The organism is Pseudomonas sp. GM79, from assembly GCF_000282495.1.
In the GTDB taxonomy this organism is placed as follows: domain Bacteria; phylum Pseudomonadota; class Gammaproteobacteria; order Pseudomonadales; family Pseudomonadaceae; genus Aquipseudomonas.
Genome location: NZ_AKJE01000026.1, coordinates 81406 through 107988 on the forward strand (window position 1 = coordinate 81406; position 26583 = coordinate 107988).

Sequence of the window (26583 nt, forward strand, 5' to 3'; positions counted from 1 at the left end):
TGAGTGCGAGACAGCGAGTCGCATAGTAGCGCTTTTGATTGCGAAAAGAAGACCGCTCACCGGTTGGCATAGGCCCGCGGCTGCGTGGTGGTATCTGTGTATTTTCGGCCACATGATTTTCGAAGGTTCCAGTGCCTTTTCAAGGAGGGCTTACCCGATATTTCGTCTTTTGTTTTTGCCGAGGGTGAATAAAGCTGTTGATTCCCAACCTGACAGCAAGGTGATTGAACAGTGGCTGATTTGCATGGAAGCAATTCGCTGGAAACGTCTGAAGCGTCTCAAATCGAAAACAACGGCAGGCACTACAGTCGCGTACTCGGTGTTATCCCGGACTCGATCAAGCGTGCATCGGCGCCAAGGTTGAAAGCCCTTACGGAACTGGATCCACAGATTCCCGATTGGTATGGCGACGCGCGAGCCATTGACCGCCAACAGCTTAAAGCACTGATTGAACGACGCTGGCGCTTGCAGGCCGTGCTGGACAAGACGCTGGCTAATTTGCAACAGGAGATAAAGGCATTCGCCGAGCCTCTGCTCGGTGCGTTATTAAAAGCAAACTTTAATGTGGTCGAAAACGTTGATGATTGGGTCGTGCAACTTGAAGTGCCGAGCAAGATTATCTTTGGCATCGATACCGGTGCCAGTCGCGTCCGCTCATCTACCTTGTTGGAGGCGGCATTACATAATTTCGAAACGTCTGAAACCGGGCAAGATGCATGGCGCAGCAGCTCGGGTATCTATCGCAAGGATGCCCGTGGCGTTCTTATGCGGGTCCCGCAGATCACGTTGCCAAGGTTTGCGTCGTTATGCCGACGTCTGAATATTGGTGAGCAGTACCAGCAACACATCAAATCCATCCTGTTGCCCGCAACACCCATAGCGCAGCGAACCTTGCAGCAAGATTCAATCGCCAGCGAGAAGGCAGCCTTTCAGGTGGCGGCGCTGGTTGCCCGATTGAAGGGCGATATCAGCGATCACGCCTACGCCAAACTGTGCGATGTCTGTGAGAACCGCGCGGGTATCACGTTGTACGACCGCCCGTTGCACGCTCATCGTTTATCGCTGATGGGTTTCAGGTTGACCGGCATCGTGTTGTTCAGCGCGGTCAGCGAACCGTCGCAGATCAAACGCGCCATCGATGCCCTGACCCCCGTCACCTTGAAGTTCTGGCTGGACTGGTCGCAGCGCATTCCAGTGTTGCAAGGGCGAGAATACGAGCAATACAAACTGTTGCAGGCGTTCTTTGCCAATGGTGCGCAGGGTGTGGACGATGAACTGTTGCGCAGAGAAGATATTTACCGGCAGAGCCGTTTATCCGGTCCGCTGATCGCTTATGTGCCAGAGGATCCGCAACAGCCGTTGAAGGAATACCCATCGCTGGCCGCGTTCATGACAACCCTGCTCGGGCAGTTGCGAGATACCGGGTACCAGACCTTTTTCAGCCGATTTGTGGCACACAAAGATAAAGGGCCCTTTTTTGCCCGGGTCAACGAGCGCCTCACGACCTTCACCTGGCAGCAGCGCGAACCTCTCGACATGGGCCCGTGGTGGCGCGAAACGGCGGTCGAGAACCCCAACGCAGAACCATTCACCAATCTCATTACCGGTGAGTTGTGGCAGACACTGTTTCTCGAACGCCGCGACAAGGCCATTGCCGATGCGCGATGCATCGCCGTGCCGACCGACGACGAAGACGCCACCGCCCGCTTCAAACGCTTGACCAGCTATCTGTCGGTTGGCTGGAACCTCTTCAATTTCACCGCGATGCTGGTGCCCGGTCTTGGCGAAGCCATGCTGGGAATCATGGTCGCGCAAATGCTCGCGGAACTGGCCGAGGGCATCGAAGACTGGAGTAAGGGTGATAAGGCGCAGGCCTCGGCGTACATCAACGGCGTGTTGATCAACTTTGCGCAGTTGGCGCTCATGGGCGCCGGGCACGTTTTGCCCAGCGGCAGGCTGGCCCCGATCAACATCTCGCCATTTGTCGAAGATCTCAAACCGGTGGAGGTGGCCGGCAAGGAGCGGTTGTGGAACCCGGACCTGAAACCCTATGAACAAGCGATGGTCTTGCCGGTGGATGCACCGGTCAGCGAAGAGGGCCTGTTGCGGTATCAAGAACAGGACCTGCTGCGGCTCGACGACAAATGCTATGCGTTGATGCAGGATCCGGAGACCGGGCAGCATCGCCTCCAGCATCCGAGCCGGCCCGATGCTTATCAGCCGCTGCTGGAGCACAACGGCGCCGGCAGCTGGAAGACCGAACTCGATCAACCGCTTGAATGGGACAAGAGCCGGTTGCTCCGGCGTCTGGGGGCTTCAGTGGATAGGTTCTCCGATGAAACCCTGGAACACATATCGGTCGTCAGCGGCGTGCATGAGGATATGCTGCGCTGGCTCCACGTGGAGCACGAAACGCCGCCCGCCTCATTACGCGACACGCTCAAGCGCTTTAACGCGTATGCCGATGCCGAGGATTGCGCAGGACGAATTCTCGGCAACCGGATCGATGACGAATGGGCTGAGCTTGTACCGCGGTTCATGACTGAGGTGCGGGGCTGGCCCGAGGGCAAGGCCATCGAGGTTTTCGACGCAGCGAATCTGTCAGGCTCGTCGATCAAGGAGGGTTTTGCCAGTGCGTTACCGGCGCATACATTGCGCATGAGCCGACAAGAGCTTGTCGCCGGCATGTTACCTGAGCGGGTTGTCGAGTTCCTTGATGAGCATGAGCTTCGTGAACTCCTTGGCGAATGGCTGGGCGGTGACCGCCAGGCGCGTATCAAGGCCACCCGAGAGCTGCTTGGCAGGCAGGCGCGACAATCGCAAAGACGACTTTTCGATTACCTGTATTCGCGTCGCGAACGCTCGGACAATCTGTTGGTGCGACGGCTCAAAAGCGACTATCCGGATCTCTCGATCAGCATGGCCGAGGATCTGTTGCGTCATGCAGATCCCGCGGACTTGCAACATTTGAACGAGAAACAACGCACACCCCTGAACCTGGCGCAACAGGCCCGACACGCGGAGCAGCAAATACGCTTGGCTCGCGCTTATGAAGGGCTATACCTCAAAGAACTGTACAGCACCGACACGACCCGGCTGGCCTTGCACTCGCTTGAGACCCTGCCAGGCTGGCCGAGTGATCTGCGGCTGGAAATTCGCGAATACTCGGCTCAAGGCCGGTTATTCGACAGTATCGGCCCGGTGGACGCACCGATGCGCAAGCTGTTGATTCTCGGGGAAGGCGGCCAATACCAGGCACGGGATGCGCTCGATCAGCACCTGCATGGTGACGACACACTGTATGCCGCGGTGCTGCACGCGTTACCCGATACCCAGCGCACGACCCTGGGCTTTGATATCCACGAGGCGCAACGGCTGGAAAACAGGATCCAGACACATCCGCTGGTGCGCGACCAATTTGAGCCTGTATTGCTGGAAAACCCTGTTCTCAAGCCTTTTTATGATCCGTCCATCATGCGTCTTCGTGGCGGTATGCGAAGTTACGCACAGCAAGCACCGCACGGTTTGGGGTTGCGTCGTCGAGCCTGTTCGCTATATCCGGGGTTCACACAAGAGCAGGTCGAGACCTTGCTGGCGGGGTTCACTCAGAATGGCGGCTCGGCGCATGAGCGTCTTGCAGCGCTGGAGGCTGAGTTCAATCAGTTGAACCGGGCGCTGCAACGCTGGCTGAAATCGCCCACCGCCTCGTTTCGATTCAGCTCGGCGGGTCTGGCTGAGGGGCGGTCGCGAAACCTGCTCTATAAAACGATCAGGCAGTGCTGGCGCCGAGCCGGGCTACCGGGACCCGAGGCAGCGGGTGTGGTCCTGCCCCAGGCATTGCTGCTGGATAACATTCCAATGATGGGTCGCCACCTGGCGACCCTGCCGAAGCTGGAAGCCAACTTTGACCATGTCACCATGCTGAGCCTGAGCAATGGCGAGCTCACTGCGCAGGCTGAGCCTTTTTTGGAGGCGTTCCATCGGGTCAGGCAGCTCAACCTGCAAGGCAATCGGCTGACCACCATTCCTCAGGCGGTCAGTGACATGAGCCATCTCACCGATCTGTACCTCAATGACAACCGCATCGAACTGGATGTGCTGGCGGTCGCACGTCTGAAGAGGTTGACCCGCCTGAGGTCTTTAGACTTGAGCGGCAACCCGTTGAAGCTCAACCCTGACGTCAGTCGGATGCCAGGCCTGCAGACACTGTTGCTAAGCGAGACGGGTCTGGACAGTTGGCCTGTGGGTCTGTTTTCTCACCCGCGCCCACACAATATTCATCTGGATTTGCGCTATAACCCGATCACTCGGGTACCGGATGTCGCTCCCGGCTCATTTCGCGCCGAATTGTTGGCGCGCACTTTGATCAGTCAAGAGCCGCGCTGGATCTCGCCGGACAACCTGAACACCCTCAGGTTATACATCGAGTCGGTCGGCCTGGACCCCGAACGTCTGTATCCGCCCCGAGGCACGCTGGACAGTTTGGAGTGGTCTCAGGGGCTGACGGAGTCGCAATGGCTGGCCGGGCAGGAAGTCTGGTACGACGTTGAGGATGAGTTCGACTCGCTACCGTTCTTCAATGAAATCCGCAGGCTCACCCAGTCCGCCGACTTCACGGCCGGCGGCGCCTATCGGGTGGACTTGACCGCCAAGGTCTGGCGGATGCTCGAGGCCATGGCACAGAACAGCGAACTGCGGGTCAGGTTATTCGCCGAAGCCGCCGCGCCCACCGAATGCGTGGACGGTGGGACGCAACTGTTCAACGCCATGGGGGTGCAGGTGTTGATCCATGAGGCCTATGCCCTGGGTCGTCTGGACCTGATCGAACCACAATTGCTGGAACTGGCGCTGGGCAAATCTCGCCTCGATGAGATCGGCGCCATCGCCCGTCACCGAGTCGCCGCGCGGGTGGCGGCAGGCGAGCAGTTCCGACGGGTTGACGAACATGGCGATGTCACCGGCACGATCGATGAAGTGGAAGTCCACTTGGCCTACATGACCGACCTGGCCGAGCGTCTGTCTCTGCCATGGCAGGCCCGGGGCATGCAGTTTCGCAAGATCGCCGGGGTGACCCGGCAGATGATCGACGCGGCGTTCGAGCGGATCGTGGCGCTGGAGGAAGGTGATCTGCTGCCGGATCGGTTGCTTGAGCAACCTGTCTGGAAAACCTGGCTGGAGACTTCGTACTCTGATGAACTGAATGGCTTGAAACGACGGATTGACGCCATCACCGAATTACAGGAGGCGTTGATACGTCGGGCCGAGGCGGTTACCCCGAAGGCGAAGTCTGCCCTGGATGTGCAGGTCAACCAGCTGTGTCGCGAGTTGGGCAACGACGAAAACGACTTCGCCGAGGGTCAGCTCATGAGTGACGATGACTACACCCAGGCGCTGGAGGACATCGATCAGCAAATCAGGCAACGGTTGAGAATACTTACCCGGCAAGCGATGGATCGGGCCCACTTAGCGCTGCTTGGGGTTGCACACCGTTAGCAATGCGGGCAAAACCAAAGGCCTCGACACAGATGTTCGAGGCCTTTGCTTGTGACGTATCAGCGACTCAAAACAGGAAGTAGCGCTGAGCCATCGGCAGGGTTTCTGCCGGTTCACACCACAGCAACACCCCATCGGCCTTGACCTGATAGGTCTGCGGATCGACATCGATGTTTGGCAGGTAATCGTTGTGGATCAGATCGGTTTTCTGCACGTCACGGCAACCTTTGACCACCGCGATTTTCTTTTTCAGGCCCAACGTTTCGGGCAAACCGGCTTCCTGCGCCGCCTGGCTGATAAACGTCAGGCTTGTGGCGTGCAGCGAGCCGCCGTAGCTGGCGAACATCGGGCGGTAGTGCACCGGTTGCGGCGTCGGGATCGAAGCGTTGGCGTCACCCATCAGGCTTGCCGCAATCGCACCGCCCTTGAGGATCAGCGTCGGTTTTACGCCAAAGAACGCCGGGCGCCACAGCACCAGATCCGCCCATTTACCCACTTCCACCGAGCCCACTTCATGGCTGATGCCGTGGGTGATCGCCGGGTTGATGGTGTACTTGGCGATGTAGCGTTTGGCGCGGAAGTTGTCGTTGCCTTCGCCATCTTGAGGCAGCGGGCCGCGCTGCTTTTTCATTTTGTCGGCGGTCTGCCAGGTGCGCGTGATGACTTCACCGACCCGGCCCATGGCCTGGCTATCGGAGCTGATCATCGAGAAGGCGCCGAGGTCGTGAAGGATGTCTTCGGCGGCAATGGTTTCGCGGCGAATGCGGCTTTCGGCGAAGGCCACGTCTTCGGCAATGCTCGGGTCCAGGTGGTGACAGACCATCAGCATGTCGAGGTGTTCGTCGATGGTGTTGCGGGTGAACGGCCGGGTCGGGTTGGTCGAGCTCGGCAATACGTTGGCGAAACCACAGGCCTTGATGATGTCCGGGGCATGGCCGCCGCCGGCACCTTCGGTGTGGTAGGTATGAATGGTGCGGCCCTTGAAGGCGGCGAGGGTGGTTTCGACGAAGCCCGACTCGTTGAGGGTGTCGGTGTGGATCGCCACTTGAACGTCGTACTGGTCGGCGACGTTCAGGCAGTTGTCGATGCTCGCCGGGGTGGTGCCCCAGTCTTCGTGCAGCTTGAGGCCAATGGCGCCGGCCTTGACCTGCTCGATCAGCGGTTCCGGCAGGCTGGCGTTGCCCTTGCCGGTGAGGCCGATGTTCATAGGGAATGCATCGGCGGCCTGAAGCATGCGCGCCAGGTGCCATGGACCGGAAGTGCAAGTGGTGGCATTGGTGCCGGTGGCCGGGCCAGTGCCGCCGCCGATCATGGTGGTGACGCCGCTCATCAATGCTTCTTCGATCTGCTGCGGGCAGATGAAGTGGATATGCGTGTCGATGCCGCCGGCGGTGAGGATCATGCCTTCACCGGCAATGACTTCGGTGCTGGCGCCGACGGCGATGGTGACGTTCGGCTGGATGTCCGGGTTGCCGGCCTTGCCGATGGCGGCGATGCGCCCGTCCTTGAGGCCGACGTCGGCCTTGACGATGCCCCAGTGGTCGATGATCAGGGCGTTGGTGATCAGGGTGTCAACGACCTCTGCGGCCAATAACTGGCTCTGGCCCTGGCCGTCGCGAATGACTTTGCCGCCGCCGAATTTCACTTCTTCGCCGTAGGTGGTGAAGTCCTGTTCCACTTCGATCCACAGCTCGGTGTCGGCCAGACGGACCTTGTCACCGACGGTGGGGCCGAACATGTCGGCGTAGGCTTGTCTTGAGATTTTCATGCGCTTGCCTTGGGATTCAATTGTGTTTGAGACCGCTCGCGTCGCTCGCTATCGCAGCCTCGCTCCGCTCGACAGCTCCTACAGGGGAATCGTGTTTCCCCGTATATCGCGTTTTCCTGTAGGAGCTGTCGAGCGAAGCGAGGCTGCGATCTTTTGATCTTCAATCGAGGTCGCCCATGACCCGCCCGGCAAACCCGAACACCCGGCGATGCCCGGCCAGGTCCACCAACTCGACCTCGCGGCTCTGCCCCGGCTCGAAGCGCACGGCGGTGCCGGCGGGGATGTTCAGGCGCATGCCGCGGCTGGCGGCGCGGTCGAAGGTCAGGGCGTCGTTGGTTTCGAAAAAATGATAATGCGAGCCGACCTGGATCGGCCGGTCACCGCTGTTGGCCACCTTCAGGCTGAGGGTGCGGCGGCCGACGTTGAGTTCGATGTCGCCGGGCTGGACCTGGTATTCGCCGGGAATCATCAATGGGCTCCTTGGAGAATCTTGTAATAGAGGGCGGTCGGTTTGTAGCGGCCATTCGGGTCGCAGGCGTAGTCGGGGATTTCGCCGGCGCGGGTGTAACCCAAAGCCTTGTAGAAGTCTTCGGCGGGGGAGCCGGCTTCGGTGTCGAGGTAGAGCATGCCGCGTTTGTGTTGGCGGGCCGCGAGCTCAACGGCATGCATCATCTGTTGGCCCAGGCCACGACGACGGGCGTGTTCACGCACCAGCAGTTTCTGCACTTCGGCGCGGTTCAGCCCATTGGCTTTCTGGCACAACGTCAGTTGCACGCTGGCCTGTACCTGTTCGTCCTTGACCACCACCCAGAGCAGCACGTTGCCTTTGTTCAGGTTCTCCTGGACTTCATCGAAATAAGCTCGGGCCTGGGTCGCATCCAGATCCGCCATGAACCCGACGCTGGCGCCATAGCCGACGGCGTCGAGCAGCAAATCAATCAAACCCTGACGATAGTGCGCAAAGCTTTCAACGTTGACGCGGCGCAGTTGGGCGGCGTTCATGGGGCATCACTCCTTGTGGGGACCGGGCGGCATTGCGCCCGGGTCGAGAATCAGTTGCATGAAGGTCAGGTCCAGCCAGCGGCCGAACTTGGTGCCCACCTGCGGCATTTGGCCGGTGACGACAAAACCGGCCCGGTCGTGCAGCCGGATCGAGGCGCCGTTACCGCTTTCAATGGCGGCGACCATCACGTGTTTGTTGCAGCCTTTGGCGCGTTCGATCAGTGCTTCCATCAGTCGCGGCCCGAGGCCATTGCCCCGCTGGTCGTTGCGCACGTACACCGAGTGCTCGACCGTGTGGCGGAACCCGTCGAACGGGCGCCAGTCACCGAATGAAGCGTAGCCGAGTACGCTGTTGTCGCCGTCGACGATCACCAGGATCGGATAGCCCTGATCTTGCCGGGCGCTGAACCAGGCCTGGCGGTTGCCCAGGTCCACGGCCTGTTCGTTCCAGATCGCCGTGGTGTTGAGCACGGCGTCGTTGTAGATGTCGCGGATCGCTGGCAGGTCGGCGAGCAGCGCATCGCGGATGTGGTAAGTCATGGCGCGGCCTCAGGCGATCGGTTGGTGAACGGTGACCAGTTTGGTGCCGTCGGGAAACGTCGCTTCGACCTGGATCTCCGGGATCATTTCCGGGATGCCTTCCATCACTTGTTCGCGGCTGAGCAGGGTGGTGCCGAAATGCATCAGCTCGGCCACGGTCTGGCCGTCACGCGCGCCTTCGAGCAACGCCGCGGAAATGTAGGCCATGGCCTCCGGGTAATTGAGCTTCACGCCGCGAGCCAAACGCCGCTCGGCCACGAGGCCGGCGGTGAAGATCAGCAGCTTGTCTTTTTCGCGTGGGGTCAGGTCCATCGTTTGGAATCCATCTGGGCAGATAAAAAGGTATTCGGATTTGTGAATAAAAAACCTGTGGGAGCGCACTTGCTCGCGAAGGCGGCGGGTCAGTCAGCATCATTGTCGAATGCCACACCGCTTTCGCGAGCAAGCCCGCTCCCACATTGAATCGCATTTCAGGTACTCCAGATTCGCGGTGGTATGGCTTCGCGGCCTAATAGCGCCGGGCGCAACAACCGCCACAAATCGATCAGCCAACCACGAGCCAACAGCGCTTCACTGGCCAGGCAACGAGCCACCAAAAGCCCCGGCAACTGCGACAGATCCCCGCGCACGTCATTGCTCAGCGAGCGGCACTTCTCCAGCAATTCGCTATCAATGTCGCCCGTCACCAGCAACGTCGCAAACACCGGTTGGCCATCCAGCCCTATCGGCGAATCCAGCAAACCATCATTGCCGACAATGCGCTGGCGTTCGTGCCAGAGCAACTGGCCGTCGCGCCGGATATCCAGATGCGCCTGAAAATGTCCGAGATCGAAACGCTCGCCACTGGCCGGGCGACCCAGCGCCACCACGTCCCAGTAGAACAACCGCGCATCGCCCTCAAGGTCGATGCGGGTGCTGAGTTCCGCCTGAGCGTCGCTGAAGATAATCGTCTCTTGCGGCAGCCACTCCAACGTAGCACCGGCGGCCACGCGCAGGTCGAGTTTCTGATAAGCCGGCCCGGCCGCGCGATACCACTTGGCGGCGCCGGGGCTGGTGATTTGCGCCCAGGCATGCGTGCCGACGCTGGCCGAGATGTCCAGCCGATCACCCCCGGCAATCCCGCCCGGCGGGTGGACGATGATGTGCTGACACACCTCGGGGCCTTCGGCGTACAGATGCTTCTGCACCCGCAGCGGGCCTTTGTGGCGACGCTGCACCGGGCGTGTGCTGTCGCCGAAACGGGCGTAGCCGAGTTCCAGCTCGGCATGCCAGCTGGGGGTGAACAGCGTGATGGGGGCAGGTAAATTCATGATTTCTAATGATCGTCAGGAGGTTGCAGGTTAGATCGTAACCAGACCACGGACACCTTCGGCTTCCATATTTTCGCCGCGCCCTTGTTGCACGATCTCGCCTCGGGACATGACCAGGTACTGATCGGCCAGTTCGGCGGCGAAATCATAGAACTGCTCCACCAGCAGAATCGCCATGTCACCGCGAGCCGCGAGCTGCTTGATCACCGCGCCGATTTCCTTGATCACCGACGGCTGGATGCCTTCGGTGGGTTCGTCGAGAATCAGCAAGCGTGGACGACTGGCCAATGCTCTGCCGATGGCAAGCTGCTGTTGTTGACCACCAGACAAGTCACCGCCGCGCCGTTGTTTCATTTGCAGCAATACCGGGAACAGCTCGTAGATGAACGCCGGGACTTCCTTGGCTTCGGAGCCGGGAAAGCGCGACAGGCCCATCAGCAGGTTTTCTTCCACGGTCAGCCGGCCGAAGATTTCCCGGCCCTGAGGCACGTAAGCGATGCCGGCATGTACCCGTTGGTGCGGCTTGAACGTGGTGATCGGTTTGCCTTCCCAGTTCACCGCGCCTTCTTTGGCTGGCAGCAAACCCATCAGGCATTTGAGCAGGGTGGTCTTGCCCACACCGTTGCGCCCGAGCAGGCAGGTGACTTCGCCGACCTTCACCTCAAACGTCAGGCCCCGCAGGATATGGCTACCGCCGTAGTACTGGTGCAGCTTGTCGACTTGCAGCATTCTCAAATTCCCCTCAATCCCCTGTGGGAGCAGGCTTGCTCGCGAAGACGGATTCATATTCAACATTTGAGTCGCCTGACATACCGCCTTCGCGAGCAAGCCCGCTCCCACATTGGAATGTGTTTGCAATTTACCGACCGAGGTACACCTCGATCACCCGCTCGTTATCCTGCACCTGTTCCAGCGACCCTTCGGCCAGCACGCTGCCTTGGTGCAACACGGTGACGTGGTCGGCGATCGAGCCGACGAAGCCCATGTCGTGTTCCACCACCATCAGCGAATGCTTGCCCGCCAGGCTCTTGAACAGTTCGGCAGTGAATTCGGTTTCGGCGTCGGTCATGCCCGCCACCGGTTCGTCGAGCAGCAGCAGTTGCGGGTCTTGCATCAGCAGCATGCCGATTTCCAGAAACTGCTTCTGACCGTGGGACAACAAACCCGCCGGGCGATTGACCGAGGCGGTCAGGCGAATGGTTTCCAGCACCTCGCTAATGCGATCTTTCTGCTCGCCACTGAGACGAGCCCGCAGGCTGGCCCATACCGACTTGTCGGTTTTCTGCGCCAGTTCCAGGTTTTCAAACACGCTCAAGGCCTCGAACACCGTCGGCTTCTGGAATTTTCGACCGATGCCGGCCTGGGCAATCTGCACTTCACTCATCTGCGTCAGATCGAGGGTTTCACCGAACCAGGCTTTGCCATGACTTGGGCGAGTCTTGCCGGTGATCACGTCCATCAGCGTGGTCTTGCCCGCGCCGTTGGGGCCGATGATGCAGCGCAATTCGCCGACGCCGATGTACAGGTTCAGATCGTTCAGCGCCTTGAAACCATCGAAGCTGACGCTGATGTCTTCCAGGGTCAGGATGGTGCCGTGACGGGTATTCAGGCCGGGACCGACGCGTTGGCCGAGGCCGATGGCGTCGCGGCTGCTACCCGCATCTTTGTTGGGCTCTACGGGGAAAAACGCCGGTTCGAGCATGAATTCAGCCGTTGCAGTCACTCTCATTGCTCACCCCTTTTTTTCAGCAACCCGATCACGCCTTTGGGCAGGTACAACGTCACGACGATGAACAGCGCGCCGAGGAAAAACAGCCAGTACTCCGGAAACGCCACGGTGAACCAGCTCTTCATCCCGTTGACCACACCAGCGCCGAGCAGCGGGCCGATCAGCGTGCCGCGACCACCCAGCGCCACCCACACGGCGGCTTCGATGGAGTTGGTCGGCGACATTTCACTCGGGTTGATAATCCCGACTTGCGGCACATACAGCGCACCGGCCAAGCCGCACAGCACCGCACTCAACACCCAGACGAACAGCTTGAAACCGCGCGGGTCGTAGCCGCAGAACATCAGGCGATTTTCCGCATCGCGCAACGCGGTCAGCACCCGGCCAAACTTGCTTTGCGCCAGCCGCCAACCGATGAACAGGCTCGCCACCAGCAGCAACACCGTGGCGAAAAACAACACCGCACGCGTCCCCGGTTCAGTGATGCCAAACCCGAGAATGGTGCGGAAGTTGGTGAAGCCGTTGTTGCCGCCAAACCCGGTTTCGTTGCGGAAAAACAGCAGCATCCCGGCGAAGGTCAGGGCCTGGGTCATGATCGAGAAATACACGCCTTTGATCCGCGAGCGGAAGGCGAAGAAACCGAACACCAGCGCCAGCAGGCCCGGCGCCAACACCACCAGACACATGGCCCAGAGGAAGCTGCTGGTGCCGGTCCAGTACCACGGCAATTCGGTCCACGAGAGGAAGGTCATGAACGCCGGCAAGCCATCGCCCGAGGCCTGACGCATCAGGTACATGCCCATCGCGTAACCGCCGAGGGCGAAGAACAGACCGTGGCCCAGCGACAACAGGCCGGCGTAACCCCAGACCAGATCGAGCGCCAGGGCGACGATGGCGTAGCAAAGGATCTTTCCCACCAAGGTCAGCGTATAAGCCGAGACATGAAAAGTGCTGTCCGCCGGCAACAACGACAGCAATGGCAACGCCATCAGCAGAACGAGGATTACCGCACCGACAGCAATCGTGACTTTGGGGCCGGCCTTTTGTGTGGCCGTGAGCATCAGAGGCTGGTTCATCAGTCGATCACCCGTCCTTTCAGTGCGAAGAGGCCTTGCGGACGTTTCTGAATGAACAGAATGATCAGCGCGAGGATCAGGATTTTGCCCAGCACCGCACCGATCTGCGGTTCGAGAATTTTGTTGGCGATGCCCAGACCGAAGGCAGCCAGCACGCTACCGGCCAATTGACCGACACCGCCGAGCACGACCACCAGGAACGAGTCGATGATGTAACTCTGACCGAGGTCCGGGCCGACGTTGCCGATCTGGCTCAGCGCCACGCCACCGAGGCCGGCGATGCCAGAGCCGAGGCCGAAGGCGAGCATGTCCACACGCCCGGTCGGTACGCCGCAGCACGCGGCCATGTTGCGGTTTTGGGTGACGGCGCGCACGTTGAGGCCCAGTCGCGTCTTGTTCAGCAGCAGCCAGGTCAGCACCACCACAAACAAGGCGAACGCGATGATCACGATGCGGTTGTACGGCAGCACCAGATTCGGCAACACCTGAATCCCGCCCGACAACCACGCCGGGTTGGCCACTTCAACGTTCTGCGCGCCGAACACCAGGCGCACCAACTGAATCAGCATCAGGCTGATGCCCCACGTGGCGAGCAGGGTTTCCAATGGGCGGCCGTAGAGGTGACGAATCACCGTGCGTTCCAGTGCCATGCCGATCCCGGCGGTGACGAAAAACGCCACCGGCAAGGCAATCAGCGGGTAGAACTCAATGGCTTGCGGGGCGAAGCGCTGGAACATCAGCTGCACCACGTAAGTCGAGTAGGCACCGAGCATCAGCACCTCGCCGTGGGCCATGTTGATCACGCCGAGCAGGCCGAAGGTGATCGCCAGTCCTAGCGCCGCGAGTAGCAGGATCGAACCGAGGGACATACCACTGAACGCCTGCCCGAGCATCTCGCCGATCAGCAATTTGCGTTTGACCTGAGCCAGGCTGGTTTCGGCGGCGGTGCGCACGTTGGCATCGGCTTCGACGCCGGGTTCGAGCAACCCTTCGAGGCGGGTACGGGCCAGCGGGTCGCCGGTTTCACCGAGCAAGCGCACAGCGGCGAGGCGCACGGCGGGATCGGTGTCGACCAGTTGCAGATTGGCCAACGCCAGGCTCAGGGCGGCGTGAACGGTTTCATCTTTTTCGCCAGCCAGTTGCTGGTCGAGGAATTTCAACTGCGCCGGTTTGGCGCTTTTCTGCAATTGCTGCGCGGCGGCCAAGCGGATTTTGGCGTCGGCGGCGAGCAATTGGTGGCTGGCCAGCGCGGTATCGATCAGACCGCGCAGGCGATTGTTCAGGCGCAGGGTTTTTGGTTGGCCATCGATGGTCAACTCACCTTGTTGCAGGGCGTTGATCAATTCGATACGAACCGGATCGGGCTGCGCGGCCCAGGTTTCCAGGAGTTTGGCTTGCTGCACGGGATTGGCCGCGACGAAGTCTTCGGCGTCGCCGGCGTGGGTGGCCATCGGCAATAACAGCGCGAGGGCGAGGATCAAGCGGTAAAGGGCAGTGGGCATAGAGAGTCGCCTTGACGCGGACATTGTGGGAGCGGGCTTGCTCGCGAATGCGGACTCACATTCAACATGTCAGTCGCCTGGCACACCGCTTTCGCGAGCAAGCCCGCTCCCACAGGGGATTTTGCCTGGCCGGAGAGTTAATCCGGCCCGACATCCAGTGGCTTAGTTGCTCTTCACCGCATAGTCCGGCTTCTTGTCGTTACCCTGAATGAACGGGCTCCACGGCTGGGCGCGGATCGGTCCTTCGGTCTGCCACACAACGTTGAACTGACCGTCGGCCTGAATCTCGCCGATCATCACCGGTTTGTGCAGGTGGTGGTTGGTCTTGTCCATGGTCAGGGTGTAGCCGGACGGCGCGGCAAAAGTCTGGCCGGCCAGGGCTTCGCGGACTTTGTTGACGTCGGTGGACTTGGCTTTCTCCGCCGCTTGCGCCCACATATGGATACCGACATAGGTGGCTTCCATCGGGTCGTTGGTCACCGCTTTGTCGGCGCCCGGCAGGTTGTGTTTCTTGGCGTAGGCCTTCCAGTCGGCGACGAATTTCTTGTTCTGCGGGTTCTCGACCGACTCGAAGTAGTTCCACGCCGCGAGGTTGCCCACCAGCGGTTTGGTGTCGATGCCGCGCAGTTCTTCTTCACCCACGGAGAACGCCACGACCGGAACGTCGGTGGCTTTCAGGCCCTGGTTGGCCAGCTCTTTATAGAACGGCACGTTGGAGTCGCCGTTGACCGTGGAGATGACCGCCGTCTTGCCACCGGCGGAGAATTTTTTGATGTTGGCGACGATGGTTTGATAGTCGCTGTGACCGAACGGGGTGTAGACCTCTTCGATGTCCTTGTCCGCCACACCTTTGGAGTGCAGGAACGAGCGCAGAATCTTGTTGGTGGTGCGCGGGTACACGTAGTCGGTGCCGAGCAGGAAGTAACGCTTGGCGCTGCCGCCTTCTTCGCTCATCAGGTATTCCACCGCCGGGATCGCCTGCTGGTTCGGCGCGGCGCCGGTGTAGAACACGTTCGGCGACATTTCTTCGCCTTCGTACTGCACCGGGTAGAACAGCAGGCCGTTGAGCTCTTCGAACACCGGCAATACCGATTTACGCGACACCGACGTCCAGCAACCGAACACTACGGCGACTTTGTCCTGCGTCAGCAACTGCCGGCCCTTTTCGGCGAACAGCGGCCAGTTCGATGCCGGGTCTACCACCACCGGTTCAAGCATCTTGCCGTTGACGCCGCCCTTGGCGTTGATTTCGTCGATGGTCATCAACGCCATGTCTTTGAGCGAGGTTTCGGAAATCGCCATGGTGCCGGACAACGAATGCAGAATACCGACCTTGATGGTCTCGGCGGCCTGGACCGTCCAGGCCATGCCCATCGCGGCAATGCTTGCCGATAGTGTGAAAGCCTTGATCAAACTGCGACGCTTCATTGTGCGATCTCCATGAACGTTAAAGTTTTTTATGGTTGGCAGATGCGGACGACTGAAGGGTCTTTAGCAAGGGCTGTGCCCGGTCGGGGAAGGGCAAGGAAATGTCGTATTAGAGCGGTTGCGGGGTGTGGGCGACGCACCATGAAGGATCGCGTCTGGCGCGTTGGTGCGAGAAGATGCGCCACATTGGGGCGCAAGCATTACGGACGCCGCAGATCAAATGTGGGAGCGGGCTTGCTCGCGAAGGCGGTGTGTCAGTCACAGTGATGTTGGATGTGCCGCCGTCTTCGCGAGCAAGCCCGCTCCCACAGTAGATGTATGTCGTGCGCGGAGTCTGTGAATGACGTTGAACCCATGTGGGAGCGGGCTTGCTCGCGAAAGCGGTGTGTAAGTCACAGTGATGTTGGATGTGCTGCCGTCTTCGCGAGCAAGCCCGCTCCCACAGGGATTACGTCGGATCGACGTTGTCCAGCGCTCGGTTCACCGCCAGTTCCGCCAGCATGATGACCTGTTGGATTGCCATCGCCGTATGGCGCTGCGGGCCGATCAGATTGTTGGCGAAATCGCTGGCCAGGACACTCGCTGAGGCCAACGATTCACAGGCGTGGGCCAGCAGGCTTTCGGTGCCGACATCCGGGGCAACCAGGAACAGGGTGCTGGGGCGGCGGGGTTTTTCGGTGTATTGCGTCGGGGGATCGAGGTAGTAGTCGAGGGCGCGTTTTATGGCTTCGCGGTCTTTGAGCAGGTCGTCGTCGCGCGTTTTTTCTGCTTCGGCAGTGGTGATATCGATGGGTGGGTCGGGAACTATCTTCTTGCTCATCGGGGGTTGTCTCTCAATTGGTGCCATCCTTTGTCGTTCTCACGCGACGAAGGGGTGGCAGCTATGTGCGGAGTGAGAAACCGGTCAACACCCAAACCCGGCCGGACCGAAGTCCGCCCGCACACAGCCGCCATAGTGCATTGCAGACAGCGGATAAGCTGGTGGCAATTATGGTGGTACTGATGTTGGATTAACAGGGCTACCGGGTTCTCACACCCGATCGCTGAGTTGTCAGCGACAGCCCAAGACTAGAGGGCTCGCTTCCGACGAACAACCTGAAAAAGGCGTGGGAAAGTTCCCTGTTTTGACACATCCGTTAAACATTCAAAAGCAGCATTCAGCCCCCAATCCCACGTCTGACACCGAATGCTCGTCTGACTCGGATTACCGTAGGAGCTGTCGAGTGAAACGAGGCTGCGATCTTTTGATCTTAAAAAATCAAAATCAAAAGATCGCAGCCTCGTTTCACTCGGCAGCTCCTACAGGGGGCTGTGCACATCTGGTAGAGAAGGGGTCAGCGGCGGCGCATCAGGCCGATGAAGAACAATCCGCCAATCGCGGCGGTGGCGACGCCGATGGGCAGGTCTTCGGGGGCGATCAGGGTGCGGGCGGCGACGTCGACCCAGACGAGGAATAGACTGCCAAGCAACACGCACACCGGCAGCAGTCGCCGATGCTCGGCCCCGACCAGTCGCCGCGCAATGTGCGGCACCATCAGCCCGACAAAACCAATCGAGCCACTGATCGACACCAACACCCCAGTCATCAACGACGCAATCAGAAACACCCGCAACCGCACGGTGCGAGCATTCAAGCCAAGCGTCACAGCAGTCTGCTCACCCGCCATCAACGCGTTCAACGGCCGGGCCATCCCCAGTAACAACACCAACCCAAGCAGCACACTCGCCGCCGGCACCGCGAGCAATTCCCAACGCGCCAATCCGAGCCCGCCAAGCATCCAGAACATCACCGCCGAACTGGCGCGATGGTCGCCCAGAAACAGCAGCAGGTTGGCAATCGCCATCATCACGAACGACACTGCCACGCCGCACAGTAACAGCCGATCACTGTCCAGCCGCCCATGACGGTTAGCGATCATCAGCACAATCAACATGCTCAACAACGCGCCAATAAATGCCGCAATCGGCAAGGTCAGCAGCCCGACGATTTCACCGACATGCAGCACCACAATCACCGCGCCGAGGGTGGCGCCGGAGGTCACCCCGAGCAGGTGCGGATCCGCCAACGGATTGCGCGTCACCGCTTGCAGCACCGCACCGATCAACGCCAGGCCGGCGCCCACCAGCGCGCCGAGCAACATGCGCGGCACGCGAATCAGCCAGACGATGTGTTCCTGCCCGGCGCTCCAGTTCTGCTCGCCGATACCGAACGCCTTGTGCAGCAGAATCTGCCACCCCACGTCCACCGGCACCCGCGCCGGGCCGAAGCCCAGCGACACTACGCACGACACCAGCAACAGCGCGCCGAGGACGGTCAGCAACAAGGCATAGCGACGATCGATCATTCGCCGTGGAAACCCTTGGCCAGGGTTTCGACCGCCAGCACGTTATCGATCCCCGGCGTGGCCTGCACGTAAGGGATGACGATGAAACGCTGGTTCTTGATCGCATCCACCGATTGCAGCGCCTGGTTATTGAGCAGGAATTGCTCTTTCTGCTCCGCGGTAACTTCGCCGTAATCAACGATCACGATCACCTGCGGATTGCGCTCGACCACGTTCTCCCAATTGACCCGCGTCCAACTCGCCTCGACATCATCGAGAATATTACGCCCGCCCGCCGCGTCGATCAGCGCCTGCGGCATGCCGAGTCGCCCGGAAGTCATGGCCCGATCTTCACCACTGTCGTAGAGAAACACCCGAGGTTTGTCCGTCGGCAGATCCTTGCGCACCTCGGCGACTTGCGCCTGCATCTGGGCAATCACGGCATTGGCGCGATCCTGCACGTCGAAGATTTCCCCAAGGTTGCGCAGGTCGTTGTAGGTATCTTCCAGGCTGGCCGGTGGACGCTTCATCACAAACGCGCAGGACTCGGTCAACTCGTAGACGTTGATGCCCAGCGGTTGCAGGGTTTGCGGCGTGAGATCGCCGCCGACGCGCATGCCGTAATCCCAACCGGCGAAGAAGAAATCGACGTTGGCGTTGAGCAGGGTTTCCACCGACGGGTACTTGGCCGCCAGTTCCGGCAGGCCATCGAGGATGGTCTGCATCTCGGGCGTCACTGACTTCCAGCCGGTCACGCCGCTGTAGCCGGCCATCTGTGGTTTGAGGCCAAGGGCGAGCATCATCTGGGTCATGTTGATGTCATGGCTGACTGCATGTTTAGGCGCTTGCTTGAACGTCACTTCGCGGTTGCAGCTCTGGACGGTCAGCGGGTATTTCGTGGCCTCGGCGAAAGCTTGGGCACTGCCCAGCAACAGAGTGAGACACAGCAGGGAACGCAAAGTCATGGTTGGGTTATCCAGGTGATTCGTGGGTAGCCGTGCAAGGGATGGTCGTCGATCAGGGCGTCGACGCCGAACACGTTGTGCAAAAGTTGCGCGGTCAGGACTTCTTTGGGTGGACCGCTGGCGACGATGCGCCCGTGATTGATCACGTACAGCCGGTCGCAAAAAGCTGCCGCCAGATTGAGATCGTGAATGCTCGCCAGCGTGCCGATCTGCAGACGCTTGACCAGTTGCAACAGCTCCAGCTGATAGCGCGGGTCGAGGTGATTGGTCGGTTCGTCGAGGATCAGCAATTGCGGTTGCTGGGCCAGGGCGCGGGCGAGGATTACCCGCTGTTTTTCACCGCCGGAGAGGGTGGCGAAGGCGTGGTCTTCGAAGCCCTTGAGGCCGACCGATTCGAGGGCGTGGGTCGCGAGTTTTCGGTCTTCAAGGGTGTCGCCATCAAACAACCCTTTGTGCGGCGTGCGGCCCATGGCGACCACTTCATCCACGGTCAGGCCGAAGGCGTCGGGGAACTCCTGCAACACCACGGCGATGCGTTGCGCGCACCAGCGTGAGGATTGCTTCCAGACGTTGTTGTGGTCGAGTTTGACCTCACCGCTTTCCGGTTTGCTGAAACGATAGGCGCAACGCAGCAGGCTGGTCTTGCCGCTGCCATTGGGGCCGATCAACCCGACGAACTCGCCAGCAGCCACGTGCAACGATGCGTCACGCAGCTGGAACTGGTGATGGCAATGGCCGTGGCCCAGGGGTGTCCAGGCGAGGTTGGTGAGGTTCAGCGAGGTCATTTCATTCCTGATGATCGTTCAAGTCAGCACACACCTGTGGCGAGGGAGCTTACTCCCGCTCGGCTGCGCAGCAGTCGCAAAACCAGACAATGCGCAGTGTCAGAGAAAACCGGGGCGCCTGGTTTTGGGGTCGCTTCGCAACCCAGCGGGAGCAAGCTCCCTCGCCACAAGAGCTTGGCGGTTTGCCAAGGATTCCACTGCCGGCCGTCATTGTATTGGCTTTACGCGTATGCGTATCTCGCCTGTTTCATGTTGAAGGTGAGGTGGATTCAGTTTGTCTCTGTGGATGCCTTTTAATCGCAAGAGCGCATCGGGGAACTATCAGTTATGAGAGTAGGCAGCCTCACTGAACAACGTTACCGTGACATATCCAGATGCAAAGGACTGCCCCTATGCTCAGGTTCATGTCGCTGATGGTTTCGGTGACAATTATTGCCAGTGTGCAATGCGCTCGCGCTCTGGCAGAGGAGCAATCCTGCTCATCTGCCTGGGAGCAAAGCGCTGCCCGTGCCAGTTGCAAGCCTCTAAAGACGGCGTCGTTGCCAGAGACACCACCAATGGCCGTATCCGAACCGCAAGGATGCCGGATCAGGGTCATCTGCCGGAACCAATTCGGAGGTGGTTCACCGGTCGATTATCCCAACCTTGATCGTCTCAGCGTCCAACGCCTGCATAACTGCTATGGCGAGCTGAAGATCGATGGCTGCCAATGATGAGGGGCTGACCCAGGCCAGCCCCCGCACATTCTGAGTCAAGCCGCCGGGCCGGTTTCAGCCAGGCCATTCAGGCGAGAAAGCAGCACTCGATCCAACACCCACACCACAATCAACGAAGCCCCCACCAACGGAAACATCACCGCCAGCCCGAACATGATGACCATCGCGGTTTTCCATTTCGGCAGGTCGTGGCGCAACGGCGGTACACCGAACTTGCCCTGTGGCCGGCGCTTCCACCAGATCACTACACCGCTGACGGCGCTGAGCAGAATCATCAGGCAGATCAGCAGCACGATGATCTGATTGAACGGGCCGAACATCTTGCCTTCGTGCAGCATCACGCCGACTTCCGTGGCCCGGGCGACATTGCTGTAATGCGTCCAGCGCACGTCGGCGAGGACGTCGCCGGTGTACTGATCCACATGCAGGGTGGCGTCGTTGCGCGGGTCGTCGGCGAACAAGGCGATGGTGAACACGCCCGTCGCGGTGGTCGGGAAGGTGATGCTGTAGCCGGGCTTGACCTTGCGCTGCACGGCGATGTTTTGCACGTCTTGCAGGCTGATGGTCGGCGCTGCCGGGCCGGCTTTAGTGCCGGTGTGCGCCATGTGTTCGGCGTGGTCGCCGGACATCGGCATCGGCGTGTTTTCCATGGCCCACGGCACGGTCTGGCGCGTGGCGCTGTTGAGGCTGCGGGCCTCGACGTCGGATTTGGGCACCTCATTCCACATGGCTACCGGGAAGCGGTTCCAGAGGTCGGCATATTGCTTGCCCCAGAACCCGGTCCAGGTCATGCCGCTGAGCAGCATCACCAGCAGCAATGCCGCGCCCCAGAACCCGGTCACCGCGTGCAGGTCACGCCAGAGTACCCGGCCGCGACTGTTCAAGCGTGGCCAGAGAATCCCGGCGGACTGTCCGCGCGGCCACCACAAAAATACCCCGGAGACCACCAGCACCACGCCCCAACCGGCGGCCAATTCAACCAGCCGATCACCGACGGTGCCGATCATCAACTCGCCGTGAATCGAGCGAGCAATCGCTTGCAGATTCTTCTTCGCGTCTTGCTCGCCAAGGATGTCGCCGTGGTATGGATCGATGAACACATTCAGTTCATGACCCTTATCGATGACGACAAACTGCGCACTGCGTTCGGCGTTGGCCGGTGGCAGGTATTGTTTGATCTGGCCTTGTGGGTATGCCTCTTTCACCCGTTTGAGCAGGTCATCGGCGGAGACTTTGTGATGAGCGGCCGGGACGTTCAGCAGGCTGCCGTACATCAACGGATCGAGTTGCGGTTTGAACAGGTAGATGATGCCGGTCAGGGCCAGCATCACCATGAATGGCGCGACGAACAGGCCGGCATAGAAATGCCAGCGCCAGGCCAGGTTGTAGAAATTCGGTTTGGGCTGTTTCATTCGAGTGCTCCGCTAGGCTTGGGTCTTTTAATTGTTTGGTAATTGATCGCAGTCAAGGGGGTGAACACCGGAACCCCTGTGGGAGCGGGCTTGCTCGCGAAAGCGGTGAGTCAGTCGACATCATTGTTGAATGTCAGTCTGCCTTCGCGAGCAAGCCCGCTCCCACATGGCCGGTGTTGAACCTGCCCGCGAAGCTCTTAAAAGCTCATATCCACCTTGGTCCAGAGCGTGCGCCCCGGTTCGTTGATGGCTTGCGGATCATTGGCCGGGAAGCCAAAACCGGCGTTGCCCGCCAGGTTCAAGTGCTCGGCGTAAGCCTTGCCGAACAAATTGTCGACGCCGCTGCTGACCTTCCAGTTCTTGTTGATCCGGTACGCGCCGTTGAGCGAGAACACGCCGAACCCAGAGCTCGTGTCGAAGTCTTTGCCAACCACGTTGCCCTTGTTCTGGTCGATACGGTTTTGCGCCGCAACCAGCCGCCACAAGGCGCCAGCGCTCCAGTTGTCTTCGCTGTAGGTCAGGCCGAAACGGGCATCCAGCGGTGGCATTTGCGGCAGGGCGCTGCCGTCGCTGCTGTTCTTGCCCCAGGCGTAGGCCAGGGTCGCGTCGGCTTTCCAGTTGGCCGTCAGCTTGTAGGCCGCCCCGAGTTCGCCGCCCATGATTCGCGCGTCGATGTTCTCGGCTTGCGAGGTCATGCCCATCATCCCCGGCGTGTAGTTGAACAGGATGTAGTCGCGCACCTGTCCGACATAACCTGAGGCCCAGGCTTCGAGGTCTTCGGTCTTGTATTGCAGGCCGAAGTCGAGCTGGGTGGTTTTCTCCGGTTTGATCGAATCGAATGCATTCACCGAACCGGCGGGGCCGGACTTGGGCGAAAACAGCTCCCAGTAATCCGGGAAACGTTGGGAGTGACCGAGGCCTGCGTACAACGTGGTCGGGCTGTCAGCCAGGTCATGTTCGTAACGGACGAAACCGCTGGGCAAGGTGTCGGCGCGGGTGTCGTCGGCCGTCGGGTTCGGGCGGGCCATCATCCCGGAGCCAATGGTCTGCCGATAATCCTTGGCCGACGCGCGATCCAGTCGTGCACCGGTGATCAACCGATCATGGTCGGCGGCGTACCAGGTCAGTTCGCTGAACACGCCGTAGTTGTGGAAGTCGGCGTCCTTGTTGCGCGGCACATCCTTGTAGGCGTCGACGCCCATTGCGCTACGTTGGCGATGTTCGTTGGTCTGCGCATCCAGGCCGCTGATCAGTTGCACATCGGCCCAGCGCCAGGTGGCTTTGATCCGCGCGCCGAGGGTCCGGCGGTCAACGTTGGAGGCCATGGGGCCGGCCATCATCCCGGTGCCGGACGGCGTGCGCAGGGTGTAGTTGTCCATCACGTGGTCGGCGTAGTTGTAGTAGACCTGCGCCTCGACCTTATCCAGCACCTCACCGATATTTGACTGTTCGAAACGCAGGCCCAGGCTTTCGCGCAAGAACTGCGAACCGTCCATGCCGCGCCCGGCGTAACGGGCTTCGCCATCGCCCTTGCCGGCGGTCAGTTCCAGCAGCGTATCGGCGCTCGGGGTCCAGCCGACAGCGACGTCGCCGTTCCACTTGTCATAGCGCGAGGGCACGGTGTCATTGTTGCCGTCCTTGTAGTCGTCGGAATGGGCGGTGTTGCCGATCACGCGCACGTAGCCCAGCGGCCCGCCGGCAGCGGCGTCCACCACTTTGTCGAAGCGCCCGTTGGAACCGGCCAGTACGCTGGCGTTCACCCGGGTGCCGAGTTCGCCGAAGCTCTCCGGCTCACGGTCGAACAGGACGGTGCCGGCCGATGCGCCGGGGCCCCAGAGTACGGTTTGCGGGCCTTTGATCACGGTGAGTTTGTCGTAGGTTTCCGGCGAGATGTATGAGGTTGGCGCATCCATGCGGCCGGGGCAGGCGCCGAGCATCATGCTGCCGTTGGTGAGGATATTCAGTCGCGAGCCGAACATGCCGCGCAGCACCGGATCGCCGTTGGTGCCACCGTTGCGTACCAGGGCGAAGCCGGGGATGGTTTTCAGATAGTCGCCACCGTCGCTGGCCGGCACTGGTTGGCGCGGATCCTTGGGGTTGGTGACGATGGTCAGCGGCGAACTCGGCGCGATGGCGGTGATCACCGTCGGGCTCAGTTCTTCGGTGTGCTCGGCGTGTTCATCGGCCAGCACCATCGGTGTCAGCAGCAAGCCACAAAGAACGGCGGTGGCGTGCCTGAAGCGAACGCGAGATTCGTTCAGGGCAAAAGAAGCCTGGGCAGCGCCCAAACGTGTGTCAGCAGAAAACCTGGACATGACAATTTCCATCGAACAGTCGTAAACGACACGGCCGGCAGCCTGCGCAAATCTCTGTGGGAGCGAGTTCCTGTGGCGAGGGGGCTCGCCCCCGTTGGGCCGCGAAGCGGCCCCAAAACCTGCGATCGCCGTGTATCAGGTACACGGCGTGCAACGTTTTACGACTGCTACGCAGCCGAACGGGGGCAAGCCCCCTCACCACACAGCTCGCTCCCACAGGTTGCGGCCATCTTGCGGACCGTGTGAGATCGGAGGTGGGTGTTTACGCGACGATGGGCGGGGCGCGGGTGCGGGCACCGGGGAAGAAGGTTTGCCGGGCGTGGCCCAGGCGGGTGGCGGGAGTACTAAAAGTAGTTGTCTGTGGACTGTCGAAGGCGACGAAGGACTGACCGCCAGTGAGCGCCGGGCAATTGAACAGCAGGCTGCAATAGCCGCATTTTTCCCAGAGTGCGTGATGGTCGGCTTTGGGTGGGCAGTGCTCGGCGGCGGGTTGCGCGCCATGCTCCATGGCCGACATGTCCATGGGCATGTCCATCGACATGCTCATGGATACTTTCATCAAAGCCGAGGCGCGTTGATCCATCGGCATCGACTGAGAAATCAGCGGGCCGATAAAGATCATCAGCATGGCGAACAGGCTGATCCAGCTGCCGCGCGTCAGGCTCATTGGCTGACGGCGGTGCACGGATGGCCGGGTGCCAAGCGGGCGCATGGGCGTTTTCAACGTGGGCGATTACTGAGCGTGCATATGCTCTTGCATGCCGTCAGGCGCCTTTTTCTGCACCGCGACCTCGACCGTCACATCGCCGGCTTTTTCGAAGTGCATCGTCAGCGGGAAGCGCTTGCCGTCGCTCAACAGGCTGCGGTCCTTCAGCTCCAGCAGCATTACGTGATAGGCCATCGGTGCGAAGGTGACTTCGCCGCCAGCCGGAATCTCGACGCTCGGCACTTGCTGCATTTTCATCAGGTCATTTTGCTTCACGTGCTCGTGCAATTCGGCCTTTCCCGAAATTGGCGAGTCAACGCTCAGCAGTCGGTCAGCCGTTTTGCCCTTGTTGTGAATCACGAAATACGCTGCGACGGTGGGCGCGTTGGGCGGCAACTCTTGGGACCACGGATGGGCGATCTCAAGCTCGCCAGCCTTGTATTCGTGAGCATTGGCAAAACAGGCAGGCAGCAGCAATACAGCCAGAACGATGAGTTTGTTCAACATGGCAGTTCTCCAGAACGATTCAAAACGCAGGTCGATTGCGAGAAGGAATCACACCAGAGGGGATGCGCGGGGGTTGAGACTCGGCCATTGCTGGCGCGGTGTCGGAGTGTCGAGCGCGGCAGGCGGCAGGCTTCGATTGGCCTCGAAACGCGCGTAATACAACTGCGGAGCATGCCCTGGCAACGCCACCAATGGCGCAGAACCCGAGCAGCACCAGCAATGCTGCATGTTGGAATGATCGTCGCTCTGCGGAGCTTTCTGCTCGATATCGCCCAGGGAAATCGCCACCAGCCTGGTGCCGTTGGAAGAGCAGAAACTGCCCCACAGCAACTGTTCGGCCGGCGATTTCGCCGTCTGCCCCATCGCTCCGGACATCGGCATGGCGAGCATGTTGAACAGCACTGCAAAGCAGGCGATCCAGGCAAATGCGAGCCGTTGTCGGGACATGAGGGCAGATCCGGTTGAGTGGGCAATCAGGCGCGGCTATTTAGCCTGATCAGGGGCGATAAGTAAAAAGGCCGCGTGCGGTGTGGTGTCGCAGTGCTTCAGTCAGCAGATCGAGTAGCCGATGTGCGAGTTCAGCCTCGCCGTTTTGAAAGAGTGTAGCGACTTCGACTCTTAATGCCTGAGCGAATTGAGGATCGCTTTGGATTCTTGCCCGGATTGTGTGTTTGACATCTCTGAACGCCACACGATTGAGGCACCCATCGCCTGGGTCTTCCTCTTCGCAGGCCTTGATGTAGTTCCACAAGTCGGCAGGTGTCAGGAGAAACTCAGTGATATCGAAGCGTGTGAATTTTTCAGACATCGGGGCCTCTGAGCGAAGCGTTAGCGGATGCTCAGGAATATAGGCTTGGAATTCGGGCTCAACCAGTCAGCCACTTTTGAGGGTGACGTGAGTTCGGTCTGCTCAACTTGTAGGAATTAGTTCGTCACCGAGATCCTTCCAGTGTGTTCGCTATCGCCAAGATCGCAGCCTTCGGCAGCTCCTACAGTTGGAATGCG

The 26583-nt window shown here is 60.2% G+C and carries 22 protein-coding genes; 1 reads left to right on the forward strand and 21 read right to left on the reverse strand.

What is annotated here, in order from left to right:
* Positions 1 to 231: 231 nt before the first annotated feature.
* Positions 232 to 5493 (forward strand): dermonecrotic toxin domain-containing protein, encoded by a 5262-nt coding sequence (locus PMI36_RS23050; RefSeq protein ID WP_008068960.1) that lies wholly within the window; start codon positions 232 to 234, stop codon positions 5491 to 5493.
* A 67-nt stretch (positions 5494 to 5560) separates the two neighbouring features.
* Here PMI36_RS23050 and ureC read toward each other — a convergent pair whose 3' ends face one another.
* The 21 genes from ureC to PMI36_RS22945 all read right to left on the reverse strand — a co-directional run bounded on the left by ureC (position 5561) and on the right by PMI36_RS22945 (position 26386).
* Entirely contained in the window at positions 5561 to 7261 is a 1701-nt protein-coding gene (gene ureC, locus PMI36_RS23045; RefSeq protein WP_008068962.1) for an urease subunit alpha, read from the reverse strand.
* 160 nt (positions 7262 to 7421) lie between these two features.
* Positions 7422 to 7730, reverse strand: coding sequence for an urease subunit beta (locus PMI36_RS23040; RefSeq protein WP_008068963.1), 309 nt, complete (start codon positions 7728 to 7730; stop codon positions 7422 to 7424).
* Complete coding sequence (locus tag PMI36_RS23035) at positions 7730 to 8263, reverse strand: GNAT family N-acetyltransferase (RefSeq protein ID WP_007907362.1); 534 nt, start codon at positions 8261 to 8263, stop codon at positions 7730 to 7732. The genes PMI36_RS23040 and PMI36_RS23035 overlap by 1 nt, the downstream gene beginning before the upstream one ends.
* Before the next feature lie 6 nt (positions 8264 to 8269).
* Positions 8270 to 8803, reverse strand: coding sequence for a GNAT family N-acetyltransferase (locus PMI36_RS23030; protein WP_008068964.1), 534 nt, complete (start codon positions 8801 to 8803; stop codon positions 8270 to 8272).
* A gap of 9 nt (positions 8804 to 8812) precedes the next feature.
* Entirely contained in the window at positions 8813 to 9115 is a 303-nt protein-coding gene (gene ureA / locus PMI36_RS23025; RefSeq protein ID WP_007907366.1) for an urease subunit gamma, read from the reverse strand.
* A 158-nt stretch (positions 9116 to 9273) separates the two neighbouring features.
* A complete protein-coding gene (locus PMI36_RS23020) occupies positions 9274 to 10113 on the reverse strand; it encodes an urease accessory protein UreD (RefSeq protein WP_008068965.1) in 840 nt (279 codons plus the stop codon).
* Between the two features lie 30 nt (positions 10114 to 10143).
* On the reverse strand, positions 10144 to 10842 hold the full coding sequence (gene urtE / locus PMI36_RS23015; protein WP_007907370.1) for an urea ABC transporter ATP-binding subunit UrtE: 699 nt from the start codon (positions 10840 to 10842) through the stop codon (positions 10144 to 10146).
* A gap of 130 nt (positions 10843 to 10972) precedes the next feature.
* Positions 10973 to 11842: an urea ABC transporter ATP-binding protein UrtD gene (gene urtD / locus PMI36_RS23010; protein WP_007907372.1), complete on the reverse strand. Its 870-nt coding sequence runs from the start codon at positions 11840 to 11842 to the stop codon at positions 10973 to 10975.
* On the reverse strand, positions 11839 to 12918 hold the full coding sequence (urtC, locus tag PMI36_RS23005; protein WP_008068969.1) for an urea ABC transporter permease subunit UrtC: 1080 nt from the start codon (positions 12916 to 12918) through the stop codon (positions 11839 to 11841). The genes urtD and urtC overlap by 4 nt, the downstream gene beginning before the upstream one ends.
* A complete protein-coding gene (gene urtB / locus PMI36_RS23000) occupies positions 12918 to 14420 on the reverse strand; it encodes an urea ABC transporter permease subunit UrtB (protein WP_008068971.1) in 1503 nt (500 codons plus the stop codon). The genes urtC and urtB overlap by 1 nt, the downstream gene beginning before the upstream one ends.
* 162 nt (positions 14421 to 14582) lie before the next feature.
* The gene (gene urtA / locus PMI36_RS22995) at positions 14583 to 15848 is read right to left on the reverse strand and encodes an urea ABC transporter substrate-binding protein (RefSeq protein ID WP_007907378.1); all 1266 of its coding nucleotides are present in this window, start codon (positions 15846 to 15848) and stop codon (positions 14583 to 14585) included.
* Positions 15849 to 16296: 448 nt separating this feature from the next.
* Positions 16297 to 16668: a DUF6124 family protein gene (locus tag PMI36_RS22990; RefSeq protein WP_008068974.1), complete on the reverse strand. Its 372-nt coding sequence runs from the start codon at positions 16666 to 16668 to the stop codon at positions 16297 to 16299.
* Positions 16669 to 17182: 514 nt separating this feature from the next.
* Positions 17183 to 18193 carry a FecCD family ABC transporter permease gene (locus PMI36_RS22985; RefSeq protein WP_008068976.1) on the reverse strand — a complete coding sequence of 337 codons (1011 nt, stop codon included), beginning with the start codon at positions 18191 to 18193 and terminating at the stop codon, positions 17183 to 17185.
* Positions 18190 to 19137: an ABC transporter substrate-binding protein gene (locus tag PMI36_RS22980; RefSeq protein WP_008068978.1), complete on the reverse strand. Its 948-nt coding sequence runs from the start codon at positions 19135 to 19137 to the stop codon at positions 18190 to 18192. Before PMI36_RS22980 ends, PMI36_RS22985 begins: the two co-directional genes overlap by 4 nt.
* Entirely contained in the window at positions 19134 to 19922 is a 789-nt protein-coding gene (locus PMI36_RS22975; RefSeq protein WP_008068980.1) for an ABC transporter ATP-binding protein, read from the reverse strand. The genes PMI36_RS22980 and PMI36_RS22975 overlap by 4 nt, the downstream gene beginning before the upstream one ends.
* A 751-nt stretch (positions 19923 to 20673) precedes the next feature.
* Entirely contained in the window at positions 20674 to 22050 is a 1377-nt protein-coding gene (locus PMI36_RS22970) for a PepSY-associated TM helix domain-containing protein (protein ID WP_008068984.1), read from the reverse strand.
* A 197-nt stretch (positions 22051 to 22247) separates the two neighbouring features.
* The gene (locus tag PMI36_RS22965) at positions 22248 to 24365 is read right to left on the reverse strand and encodes a TonB-dependent copper receptor (RefSeq protein ID WP_008068986.1); all 2118 of its coding nucleotides are present in this window, start codon (positions 24363 to 24365) and stop codon (positions 22248 to 22250) included.
* A gap of 262 nt (positions 24366 to 24627) precedes the next feature.
* Positions 24628 to 25077 (reverse strand): DUF2946 domain-containing protein, encoded by a 450-nt coding sequence (locus PMI36_RS22960; RefSeq protein ID WP_008068987.1) that lies wholly within the window; start codon positions 25075 to 25077, stop codon positions 24628 to 24630.
* Between the two features lie 21 nt (positions 25078 to 25098).
* Positions 25099 to 25578, reverse strand: coding sequence for a copper chaperone PCu(A)C (locus PMI36_RS22955; protein ID WP_008068989.1), 480 nt, complete (start codon positions 25576 to 25578; stop codon positions 25099 to 25101).
* Between the two features lie 48 nt (positions 25579 to 25626).
* Positions 25627 to 26025: a DUF2946 domain-containing protein gene (locus PMI36_RS22950; RefSeq protein WP_008068995.1), complete on the reverse strand. Its 399-nt coding sequence runs from the start codon at positions 26023 to 26025 to the stop codon at positions 25627 to 25629.
* A 49-nt stretch (positions 26026 to 26074) separates the two neighbouring features.
* Positions 26075 to 26386, reverse strand: a complete 312-nt coding sequence (locus PMI36_RS22945) for a hypothetical protein (RefSeq protein WP_008068996.1) — start codon at positions 26384 to 26386, stop codon at positions 26075 to 26077.
* Positions 26387 to 26583: the final 197 nt, after the last annotated feature.

Excerpts from the sequence above, each read along its gene's own strand:
- urtB (WP_008068971.1), bottom strand. The coding sequence starts at position 14,420 with ATGCCCACTGCCCTTTACCGCTTGATCCTCGCCCTCGCGCTGTTATTG.
- urtD (WP_007907372.1), bottom strand. The coding sequence starts at position 11,842 with ATGAGAGTGACTGCAACGGCTGAATTCATGCTCGAACCGGCGTTTTTC.
- PMI36_RS22970 (WP_008068984.1), bottom strand. The coding sequence starts at position 22,050 with ATGAAACAGCCCAAACCGAATTTCTACAACCTGGCCTGGCGCTGGCAT.
- urtE (WP_007907370.1), bottom strand. The coding sequence starts at position 10,842 with ATGCTGCAAGTCGACAAGCTGCACCAGTACTACGGCGGTAGCCATATC.
- PMI36_RS22960 (WP_008068987.1), bottom strand. The coding sequence starts at position 25,077 with ATGCGCCCGCTTGGCACCCGGCCATCCGTGCACCGCCGTCAGCCAATG.
- PMI36_RS22965 (WP_008068986.1), bottom strand. The coding sequence starts at position 24,365 with ATGTCCAGGTTTTCTGCTGACACACGTTTGGGCGCTGCCCAGGCTTCT.
- PMI36_RS23030 (WP_008068964.1), bottom strand. The coding sequence starts at position 8,803 with ATGACTTACCACATCCGCGATGCGCTGCTCGCCGACCTGCCAGCGATC.
- PMI36_RS23035 (WP_007907362.1), bottom strand. The coding sequence starts at position 8,263 with ATGAACGCCGCCCAACTGCGCCGCGTCAACGTTGAAAGCTTTGCGCAC.
- ureA (WP_007907366.1), bottom strand. The coding sequence starts at position 9,115 with ATGGACCTGACCCCACGCGAAAAAGACAAGCTGCTGATCTTCACCGCC.
- PMI36_RS22950 (WP_008068995.1), bottom strand. The coding sequence starts at position 26,025 with ATGTCCCGACAACGGCTCGCATTTGCCTGGATCGCCTGCTTTGCAGTG.
- PMI36_RS22955 (WP_008068989.1), bottom strand. The coding sequence starts at position 25,578 with ATGTTGAACAAACTCATCGTTCTGGCTGTATTGCTGCTGCCTGCCTGT.
- PMI36_RS22975 (WP_008068980.1), bottom strand. The coding sequence starts at position 19,922 with ATGACCTCGCTGAACCTCACCAACCTCGCCTGGACACCCCTGGGCCAC.
- PMI36_RS22990 (WP_008068974.1), bottom strand. The coding sequence starts at position 16,668 with ATGAGCAAGAAGATAGTTCCCGACCCACCCATCGATATCACCACTGCC.
- PMI36_RS22980 (WP_008068978.1), bottom strand. The coding sequence starts at position 19,137 with ATGACTTTGCGTTCCCTGCTGTGTCTCACTCTGTTGCTGGGCAGTGCC.
- PMI36_RS23040 (WP_008068963.1), bottom strand. The coding sequence starts at position 7,730 with ATGATTCCCGGCGAATACCAGGTCCAGCCCGGCGACATCGAACTCAAC.
- PMI36_RS22945 (WP_008068996.1), bottom strand. The coding sequence starts at position 26,386 with ATGTCTGAAAAATTCACACGCTTCGATATCACTGAGTTTCTCCTGACA.
- ureC (WP_008068962.1), bottom strand. The coding sequence starts at position 7,261 with ATGAAAATCTCAAGACAAGCCTACGCCGACATGTTCGGCCCCACCGTC.
- PMI36_RS23020 (WP_008068965.1), bottom strand. The coding sequence starts at position 10,113 with ATGAATTTACCTGCCCCCATCACGCTGTTCACCCCCAGCTGGCATGCC.
- urtA (WP_007907378.1), bottom strand. The coding sequence starts at position 15,848 with ATGAAGCGTCGCAGTTTGATCAAGGCTTTCACACTATCGGCAAGCATT.
- urtC (WP_008068969.1), bottom strand. The coding sequence starts at position 12,918 with ATGAACCAGCCTCTGATGCTCACGGCCACACAAAAGGCCGGCCCCAAA.
- PMI36_RS22985 (WP_008068976.1), bottom strand. The coding sequence starts at position 18,193 with ATGATCGATCGTCGCTATGCCTTGTTGCTGACCGTCCTCGGCGCGCTG.